The 8,619-nt window shown below is 45.9% G+C and carries 11 protein-coding genes, 1 rRNA gene and 1 other annotated feature (1 of these 13 cut by a window edge); of the genes, 11 read left to right on the top strand and 1 reads right to left on the bottom strand.

Annotation, left to right across the window (positions count from 1 at the left end; translation table 11 throughout):
• The first annotated feature begins 202 nt into the window (after window positions 1–202).
• The 11 genes from rrf (at window position 203) to rsmI (ending at window position 7,829) form a co-directional block, all read left to right on the top strand.
• Window positions 203–319, top strand: a 5S ribosomal RNA gene (gene rrf, locus G475_RS0117400).
• A 589-nt stretch (window positions 320–908) separates the two neighbouring features.
• A complete protein-coding gene (locus tag G475_RS27800) occupies window positions 909–1,103 on the top strand; it encodes a sigma factor G inhibitor Gin (RefSeq protein WP_051302656.1) in 195 nt (64 codons plus the stop codon).
• A gap of 78 nt (window positions 1,104–1,181) precedes the next feature.
• Complete coding sequence (locus G475_RS25510; RefSeq protein ID WP_051302655.1) at window positions 1,182–2,642, top strand: aminotransferase class I/II-fold pyridoxal phosphate-dependent enzyme; 1,461 nt, start codon at window positions 1,182–1,184, stop codon at window positions 2,640–2,642.
• The gene (gene tmk / locus G475_RS0117380) at window positions 2,635–3,276 is read left to right on the top strand and encodes a dTMP kinase (protein ID WP_026702363.1); all 642 of its coding nucleotides are present in this window, start codon (window positions 2,635–2,637) and stop codon (window positions 3,274–3,276) included. The genes G475_RS25510 and tmk overlap by 8 nt, the downstream gene beginning before the upstream one ends.
• Before the next feature lie 84 nt (window positions 3,277–3,360).
• Window positions 3,361–3,690, top strand: coding sequence for a cyclic-di-AMP receptor (locus G475_RS0117375; protein ID WP_026702362.1), 330 nt, complete (start codon window positions 3,361–3,363; stop codon window positions 3,688–3,690).
• A 15-nt stretch (window positions 3,691–3,705) separates the two neighbouring features.
• On the top strand, window positions 3,706–4,692 hold the full coding sequence (gene holB / locus G475_RS0117370; protein ID WP_026702361.1) for a DNA polymerase III subunit delta': 987 nt from the start codon (window positions 3,706–3,708) through the stop codon (window positions 4,690–4,692).
• Between the two features lie 2 nt (window positions 4,693–4,694).
• A complete protein-coding gene (locus G475_RS0117365; RefSeq protein ID WP_026702360.1) occupies window positions 4,695–5,516 on the top strand; it encodes a PSP1 domain-containing protein in 822 nt (273 codons plus the stop codon).
• Between the two features lie 27 nt (window positions 5,517–5,543).
• Entirely contained in the window at window positions 5,544–5,891 is a 348-nt protein-coding gene (gene yabA, locus G475_RS0117360; protein ID WP_026702359.1) for a DNA replication initiation control protein YabA, read from the top strand.
• A gap of 79 nt (window positions 5,892–5,970) precedes the next feature.
• Window positions 5,971–6,708, top strand: a complete 738-nt coding sequence (locus G475_RS0117355) for a tRNA1(Val) (adenine(37)-N6)-methyltransferase (protein ID WP_026702358.1) — start codon at window positions 5,971–5,973, stop codon at window positions 6,706–6,708.
• Window positions 6,695–6,949: a GIY-YIG nuclease family protein gene (locus G475_RS0117350; RefSeq protein WP_026702357.1), complete on the top strand. Its 255-nt coding sequence runs from the start codon at window positions 6,695–6,697 to the stop codon at window positions 6,947–6,949. The genes G475_RS0117355 and G475_RS0117350 overlap by 14 nt, the downstream gene beginning before the upstream one ends.
• Before the next feature lie 13 nt (window positions 6,950–6,962).
• Window positions 6,963–7,829 (top strand): 16S rRNA (cytidine(1402)-2'-O)-methyltransferase, encoded by an 867-nt coding sequence (gene rsmI / locus G475_RS0117345; RefSeq protein WP_026702356.1) that lies wholly within the window; start codon window positions 6,963–6,965, stop codon window positions 7,827–7,829.
• A 76-nt stretch (window positions 7,830–7,905) separates the two neighbouring features.
• Here the strand turns inward: rsmI and G475_RS0117340 are convergent, their stop codons facing one another.
• The gene (locus tag G475_RS0117340) at window positions 7,906–8,190 is read right to left on the bottom strand and encodes an AbrB/MazE/SpoVT family DNA-binding domain-containing protein (RefSeq protein ID WP_026702355.1); all 285 of its coding nucleotides are present in this window, start codon (window positions 8,188–8,190) and stop codon (window positions 7,906–7,908) included.
• A 408-nt stretch (window positions 8,191–8,598) separates the two neighbouring features.
• Window positions 8,599–8,619, top strand: a binding site (T-box leader) (it continues 240 nt past the right edge of the window).

Raw genomic sequence — 8,619 nt, 5'->3', positions numbered from 1 at the left:
GGAGCTGACAGATACTAATCGGTCGAGGGCTTATCCAAAACACCAAGGTGGTCTATGGCTGGATGCTTCGTTATGCAGTTTTGAGGGAATACTATTCCCGCTCTTCCAAACAGCAGGATCGATGATCCTGCGATAAAAGGATCTTCTGTTCAAATCGCGAACGTCCTGTTCGCAACACAGAAGCCAGCCCGTCCAGGGTAAGTCTGGTGGTGATGGCGGAGAGGTTCCACCCGTTCCCATGCCGAACACGGAAGTTAAGCTCTCCAGCGCCGATGATAATGAAGGGGCAACCCTTTGTGAAAGTAGGACGCTGCCAGGCAAAGGAAGCCTGCCGGATCCCAGATCCGGCAGGCTTTTTCTTGTTCCGCGAAATCTCCTTGGTAACTTTTGCTGTAAAAAAGCTGAATCCGGGGTGCGATGGCGGAGCCTCCGTCTGTCTTTTAAGAGAAGATCGCAAAATCGATCGCCACCGGCCTCCCCGATTCAGCAGGCAGCTCTGTTATTTTTCTATCCCTAAAGAGGGACCGGACAAAATATCCGCACAGGGCTCAGCCCAGCTACTCGTAACATAGCCCAAAGCATCCCCTGCAGCGGATGTGCTCGGATGAATTTTCCAGGCGCACTATACCAGACGCAGGAAAAGCAATAAAGAAGCTTGCACAATGGCTCCTGTCTTCGTTTTCCGACCCTATCCGCCACTCGTCAAAGCGAATGCCGGGGCACGCTCAACAGCAGGTCTCCACTCCCCATACAGCCACATCGGTTGTTATACCATGACGGAACAAATTGAAAAGAACAATGCCAACTTCGCTAACACGACATTGAATAGTAACGTATTGGTCCCTTGCTCTATGAATAAAAAAGGCGGATTTCGGACAAAATAAGTTTCATAGGAGGAGGTGTGCTCTGTGACGGAGAAAAAAGAAGGAGCGGAGTCTTGTATTCTATGTGAACGTTATGAAAACGCAGGGATACACATTATGGATTCTTTTATATGCAGGAATTGCGAAAAAGAGCTTATTCTTTTAGATACAGGAGATCCAAAATACAATGAAGCTATAAAAAAGCTAAGAAAACTGAAAGCCTCAAAGTTATTAATGTAAAAATGAAAATTGCAAGAATGCGGATTGTACGTCATAATTTTAGTACGGCTATTATACGAGATTAAACGAGGGTCACTCATGGATCAGAACTCAGTTCCTATTATGGAAGCCTTACAGAATCACGCTGCCTTATCTCCGGATTCGTTCCATGTGCCGGGTCATAAAAATGGGAGGGCGATGCCTGAACCGGGAAAAAACATGTTTGCGTCCCTGCTGCCTTTTGACCAAACGGAATTAACCGGATTGGATGATTTACATGATCCTCATGGAATAATTGCTTCAGCCCAGGCGCTGGCTGCCGAGTTGTATGGAGCAGCTTACACGCAGTTTCTTATTGGAGGTTCTACGGCGGGTAATTTAATCATGATGCTGGCAGCTTTTGAAGCAGGCGACGTTGTACTGGTTCAGCGAGATGCTCATAAATCGCTGGTAAACGGGCTCCGCATGGCAGGGGTGCAGCCTGTATTTATAGACCCGGCATTTGATGAGCACTCCCAGTTATCCATGGGACTCTCTTATCTGCAAGTAAAAACGGCCTTTCAAACGTATCCAACTGCCAGGGGTCTGGTTTTAACCTCCCCTAGTTATTATGGCTGGACCCCGTCTCTGCGTCCTCTTATACAAGAAGCGAAAGAAAATGGAGCGGTGGTCGCTGTAGATGAAGCCCACGGGGCTCATTTTCCAGCCAGTGCGGTTTTTCCTGAAACAGCTGTGGCTCAGGGAGCCGATCTCGTGGTACAGTCCGCTCATAAAACCCTGCCTGCTCTAACGATGACGGGATATTTACATGTAGGGCCCTCCAGCCAAATAAGTGTGCGTGCTGTCCGGGAAGCATCTTCTATGCTGCAGTCCAGCAGTCCTTCTTATCCTCTTATGGCTTCCCTGGATGCCGCGAGAAAATATTTACATGATAGGATGCAGAAAGAGGACTCTTTTATTGAGAAGCCTATACAGGAAGTTAAAAATAATATACGACAGGCTTCCGATTTGGAAGAAGTCCACCCTCCCTATCACATAAAAGCGGATCCGTTGAAATATATTATGAAAACACCGGAAGGATACAGCGGATGGCGCCTGCAGAAATATCTTGAAAAAGAATATATTTATACAGAATTGGCGGACCACCGTCATGTCGTTTTTTTTCTTTCTTTTGATTCCTGCCATACCCAGTCTTATGAGCGTATAGAACGGGCGGTCCAGCAAATGTATCAGGAAAAACCGGAAAGCCCTCCTTCAAGCTGCCTGCTTCCGGTTCCCTCCTTTGGAATGCAGCTTATGGAAAAGGACTGGTATAAACGAGGAGACAGAGAGCCGGCAGTGTGCCTGGTTCAAGCCGGACGGGGAGAACGGACCGCAGCTGATATTATTCCGTACCCTCCCGGAATCCCACTCTTTTTTAAAGGCGAAAGACTGGAGGGGGAACGTTATGAATTCCTCTGTGAATGGCTGGCCGGAGGCGGCCGTATTCAAGGAGGATGGCAGGAGATAAACGGACAGTGGTACATTAGTATATCGAAAAGGGATGGGACAAATGAATGAAAAAGGGGTTTTTATCACTTTCGAAGGGTGTGAAGGCGCTGGAAAAACGACAGTGCTGGATAACGTTTTTCATGAACTGAAACGTTCGGGGTATCGTGTAATGAAAACGCGGGAACCCGGCGGTATTGATATAGCTGAAAAAATCCGGACGATTGTACTGGATCCTGCGCATACAATGATGGAACGGAGAACCGAAGCACTGCTTTATGCAGCTGCTCGAAGGCAGCATTTAGTAGAAAAAGTAATACCAGCGTTACAGCAGGGAAATATAGTACTCTGTGACCGCTTTATAGACAGCAGCCTTGCTTATCAGGGAGCTGCCCGGGGAATTGGGCTGGAGGAAGTATTAAGCATTAATGAATTCGCGGTGGAGGACTACATGCCGGATGCTACGATTTATTTAGATATCGATCCGGAAAAGGGATTGCACCGTATTTATGAAAATCAAAAGCGTGAATACAATAGACTCGATCAGGAGCATATCGATTTTCATAAAAAGGTTTATCAGGCGTATGCCGGGTTAGTGGAGCGTTTTCCCCAACGTATACATAGAATAAATGCAGAATTGGCAATAGAGGACGTGCAGCAGAAAAGCGTCGATCACATATTGTCTTTATTGCACGATAAACCATAGAGGTTTCGATTTCATTTTCGCCGTTTATCCAGTAATATAAGAGAAAAGACTTCTATTCAAGCACAGAAAGAAAGAGGTGTTCCAATGAAGTTAATTGTAGCGGTGGTACAGGACAAGGATAGCAACAGGCTGTCTAATGCGCTGGTGGAAGAGGATTTTAGGGCGACGAAACTGGCCAGCACGGGAGGCTTTCTGCGGGCTGGAAACACAACGTTCTTAATTGGGGTGGAAGACGAACAGGTTCAATCTGTGCTTGAAATCATACAGGATAACTGTAAAACCCGGGATCAGCTGGTAGCACCGGTATCTCCCATGGGGGGCAATGCCGATTCCTATGTTCCCTATCCTGTAGAAGTTCAGGTTGGCGGAGCTACGGTCTTTATCATGCAGGTGGAGCAATTCGAACAGTTTTAATAACGAGGGATAATCATGGATTGGAACCAGATGTGGAAAGAACAGCCAACGGTTATGAATATGCTCAAACAGAGTATCGAAAAGGACAGGCTTGCTCACGCCTATATTTTTGAAGGCATGCGTGGAGCAGGCAAGAAACATACGGCATGGCTTGTCGCCCAAAGTTTGTTTTGTCCCTGGCAGCAGGAGGCTGCTCCCTGTGGTTCATGCAGTGAATGTATGAGAATTGAGCACGGCAATCATCCTGATATTATCGTCGTCGAACCAGAGGGAGCTTCCATCAAAAAAGCACAGGTGGAAAACCTGCAGAAAGAGTTAACCTATAAAGGAATGGAGACAGCGTTTAAAATATATATTGTTAATGATGCGGATCGGATGACGGCCAGTGCAGCCAATAGTCTCCTCAAATTTTTGGAAGAGCCGGAGAGTCCCATCCTGGCTCTTTTACTAACGGAAAATGTTCACTTTATGCTGGATACGATCCTCTCCCGGGCCCAAAAGATCTCCTTTGCCCCTCCGAGCACCGACACACGTACCAAAATATACCAGGAACAGGGAGCCTCCGAAGCAGCTGCTTCTCTGCTCGCCAGACTGCCGGACGAAACCGCCCGCGGCTATAACGAAGAAGGGACCGACTGGATTGTACAGGGAAGAGCACTAGTGATACAATTAGTGGAAGAGGTCCATTCCAGACCTCATCAAATGTTATTGACACTGCAGGAAAAGTGGCTTACCCATTTCAAGGATAGAGAAGAGCTGGACATCGGCCTGGATTTGCTGCTTTTCTGGTACCGTGATCTGTTGACGGTGAAATATGGGCAGCAGGATCTTGCGTATCCGGATCAGAAAGAAGTGATGGAAAAACAGGGTCAACGGATGCCGGAAACAGACATCGCGAATACATTGCAGCTGATCCTTGATGCGAAGCGGAGGCTTCGTGCCAATGTAAATGCCCAGCTTCTCATGGAGCGTTTACTGCTCCGTTTACAGGAGGGATCATAGCTTTGCATGATGTGATAGGTGTAAGATTTAAGAAAGCGGGGAAGATTTATTATTTTTCTCCGGGTCAGTTAACGATAGAAAAAGGGGAGTGGGTCGTGGTAGAAACGTCCCGCGGCCTGGAATTTGGGAAAGTAGTGCTTGAGAAGAAGCAGGTAGGCAAAGAGGACGTGGTCCTGCCGCTTAAAGAAGTAGTACGGATCGCAAGTGAACAGGATAAATTAACGATAGAGGAGAACAAAGAGCTTTCCAATAAAGCCTACGAGGTTTGTGAAGCTAAAATAGCGGAACATAATCTGGATATGAAGCTGGTCGACGCCGATTATACATTTGACCGGAACAAGGTTCTTTTTTATTTTACCGCAGAAGGGCGCATTGATTTTCGTGATCTGGTAAAAGATTTAGCCTCTGTCTTCCGCACCCGTATTGAGTTACGCCAGATAGGAGTCCGGGATGAAGCGAAACTGCTTGGAGGAATTGGTCCGTGCGGCCGTGTTCTCTGCTGCTCGACCTTTCTCGGGGATTTTGAACCCGTTTCCATTAAAATGGCCAAGGATCAAAACCTGTCTCTTAATCCAGCGAAAATCTCCGGTTTATGCGGACGGCTCATGTGCTGTTTGAAATATGAAAACGATCATTACGAAACAGCGAAAAAAGAACTTCCCGATATCGGTGAACATATTACGACGCCGCAGGGAGAAGGAAAAGTCGTTGGACTGAATATACTGGAACGCCTGGTTCAGGTGGAGCTGCGGGAAGAGCAGGAACACAATGTACTGGAATACAGCCTGGATGAATTAATGGATGAAGGATATATTGTGAGCTGAAGACAAGGTGATTGAGGTGGAAGGAACGTGGAGAAGAAAGAAATATTCTCACAAGTCATTCACATGGAAGAACGGATCGGTACTTTTCATGATGAGCTAGGAGAATTGAAAGAACAATTGGCCATGCTCATTGAAGAAAATCATGCGCTGGCCCTGGAAAACCAACATTTACGGAAACTCTTAGATGAAAAAGACACCTCGGAACAGGGAAATGATACGACAACTTCTTCTCCCGGCAAAAAAAGTGTGGGGGAGGGCCATGATAATTTAGCTCGCTTATATCATGAAGGGTTTCATATTTGCAATATGCATTATGGAAGCCTGAGGGCAAATGGAGATTGTCTATTTTGCCTTTCCTTTCTTAATCAGAAATAACATGGAGCTGCTCCTGCCGCCAGGGGCAGCCTCTTTTATATCTTTGTGATTACAATTATTTTGCAGGAAGGGGAAAGAGATGAAAGCAGAGTTATTGGAAGGGGAAAGGCTTGACTATATTGGCGGGGGACGGCATATCATTCAGAGCTCTCAGGTGTTTGCCTTTTCTCTGGATGCTGTTCTTTTGGCCCGTTTCACTTATGTTCCCTTAACCAAAGGATCCATTATTGATTTATGCAGCGGGAACGGAGTAATTCCGCTCGTCCTGTCGGCAAGAAGCAGTGTTCCGATTACAGGAGTGGAAATTCAGCCGAAACTTGCCGACATGGCCGTGCGCAGTGCAGTCTATAATCAAACACCACAAATATCGATCATGGAAGACGATGTGCGAAACCCGGAACTCTCTAAAAAAATAGGGCAGGCTGATCTGGTAACCTGTAACCCCCCTTATTTTTCGACCCCTTCGGAAGGAGAAAAAAATCGCAGCCCTTATTTCACCTCGGCCCGCCATGAAGAACATGGGACGTTGGAGGACATTATTTCAGCGGCTTCCGGATTGGTGAAACAGAAAGGAAAAGTATCTATGGTTCTTCGTCCGGAGAGAATGGTGGAGCTGCTGACCACCTTTCGCAAATACCGAATAGAACCAAAACGCATGAAAATCATTTACCCAAAAGCAGGAAAAGATGCAAACATTTTATTAACAGAGGGAATAAAAGATGGAAAGCCAGGACTGACGTGTCATCCGCCGTTAACTGTATATGATGCAAAAGGAAATTATACAGAGGAGTTCAAGAGTTATTATGAAGGCAGGTAATCATTATGTATACATACTGGAGTGCGGAGACGGCTCCTATTATACGGGGTATACGACGAATATTGAACACCGGCTCCGCAGGCACGAACAGGGGAAAGGGGCCAAGTATACGAGAGGACGGGGCCCCTTTCGACTCGTCTATCAGCAGTCCTTTGCTACGAAGACCGAAGCGATGCGGGCGGAGTACGAATTGAAACAGCTGGCCCGGAAGGAAAAAGAAAAGATTCTTTTTAAAAATTAACGGAGGAATCGTCATGAAACATCAACAAAGCTACGATAATGAAACGAAGGCGGCTTTATATCTTGTTCCTACCCCTATTGGAAATCTGGAGGACATGACGTACCGGGCTGTCCGCCTTTTGCAGGAAGTAGATATTATTTTTGCGGAGGATACCCGTCAAACCAGGAAATTGTGTTCTCATTTTGATATTTCTGTTTCGTTAGACAGCTACCATGAGCACAATAAAGAAACAAAAGGGGATAAGATTCTGGGACTGCTGCAGGAGGGCAGGCAGGTGGCTCTGGTTAGTGATGCCGGCACGCCGCTTGTCTCTGACCCTGGGAAAGAGGTCGTAAGACGGGCGGCCGGTGAAAATATTCCTATTATATCGCTGCCAGGTGCAAACGCTGCTGTCACAGCTTTGACAGCTTCCGGACTTGGGGGCGGCCCTTTTTATTTCCATGGATTTCTGCCGCGAAAGAAAAAAGACCGTCAGACCCTGCTGGAGGAACTCACGACCATCCAGGCTCCTCTTATTTTTTACGAGTCCCCGCACCGGCTGAAAGAAATGATCGCTCATCTTGCGGATATCTGGGAGAAACGGGAAGTGGTACTGGCAAGGGAAATGACGAAAAAATACGAAGAAATCATAAGGGGGACCCTTTCGGAATTAGCGGAGTACCTTCACGAAGAGAATGTGAAAGGGGAATGCTGTGTGATTGTGGAAGGTGCAGATCCAGAGACAGAGCCCCGGGTACAATGGTGGGAAACGCTATCGGCTGTCGATCATGTACAGGTTCATATTGATAATGGAATGTCGTCCAAAGAGGCAATCAAGGAAACGGCGAAAGAACGCGGGGTGCCAAAAAGAGAGATTTACGCTGTCTATCATGACCTATGACATACATTTTGAACGCTGAGGAAACAAAAGTTGCATAAAAAACGGAGCCGTGGGAAAACCCAGGCTCCGTTTTTTATTATTTATGCTTGTCCACGTAAGACTGCAGATCTTTAATCACTTCTTCAGCGCCTTCCGGGGAAAGAATAATTTTCCCATCAGCGAGGGCGATGTTTTCATCTGACACTTCCCCGGTCACCTGACAGGTCATATTAGGTTTATACTTTTTAAGGACAATCCGATCATGATCGACATAAATTTCAAGTGCATCCTTTTCCGCAATATCCAATGTTCTGCGGAGTTCAATCGGGATCACCACGCGCCCAAGCTCATCTACTTTTCTGACAATTCCAGTTGATTTCATTCCAGTTCCTCCTCGATAATTAAATTAAAAATGCGTCATCGTTCGACAATTTTCTCTATTTATAAGCTAAGAATACCAATCTTTCCAAAACACGTCAATTGCTTTGCATAAAAAAACTGAAAAACTTTGAAAAATTTTCTATATTGTTAAAGAAGTTGTCACGAAAGGGTAAATAGATGAAAAATGTGTGAAATAAAGGGGAGATGATCACAATAGTACTGTTAATTATTGTATCATCTGTCATGGTAAGTATCGAAAATAAATTATATAAATTTGTTCAATTGTGTCGAAAAATGTAGAATATAAGTGAAAAAGAAAGGAATGCGTTTACGGACTGCCCGTATCTTGACACAGAACACCCGCTTCGTTATAGTCTTAATGAGAAGTAATCGGTCACAATTCCAGATAACATATCTGATGAAGGGATGA

The organism is Salibacterium aidingense DSM 18341 (assembly GCF_000429685.1).
GTDB lineage: Bacteria > Bacillota > Bacilli > Bacillales > Marinococcaceae > Salibacterium > Salibacterium aidingense.
This window is presented reverse-complemented; position numbering and strand designations above follow the sequence as displayed.

What these genes read in the sequence shown, in the direction of transcription:
- G475_RS25510 (WP_051302655.1), top strand. Translation starts at nt 1,182, where the DNA reads ATGGATCAGAACTCAGTTCCTATTATGGAAGCCTTACAGAATCACGCT.
- tmk (WP_026702363.1), top strand. Translation starts at nt 2,635, where the DNA reads ATGAATGAAAAAGGGGTTTTTATCACTTTCGAAGGGTGTGAAGGCGCT.
- G475_RS0117375 (WP_026702362.1), top strand. Translation starts at nt 3,361, where the DNA reads ATGAAGTTAATTGTAGCGGTGGTACAGGACAAGGATAGCAACAGGCTG.
- holB (WP_026702361.1), top strand. Translation starts at nt 3,706, where the DNA reads ATGGATTGGAACCAGATGTGGAAAGAACAGCCAACGGTTATGAATATG.
- G475_RS0117355 (WP_026702358.1), top strand. Translation starts at nt 5,971, where the DNA reads ATGAAAGCAGAGTTATTGGAAGGGGAAAGGCTTGACTATATTGGCGGG.
- G475_RS0117350 (WP_026702357.1), top strand. Translation starts at nt 6,695, where the DNA reads ATGAAGGCAGGTAATCATTATGTATACATACTGGAGTGCGGAGACGGC.
- rsmI (WP_026702356.1), top strand. Translation starts at nt 6,963, where the DNA reads ATGAAACATCAACAAAGCTACGATAATGAAACGAAGGCGGCTTTATAT.
- G475_RS0117340 (WP_026702355.1), bottom strand. Translation starts at nt 8,190, where the DNA reads ATGAAATCAACTGGAATTGTCAGAAAAGTAGATGAGCTTGGGCGCGTG.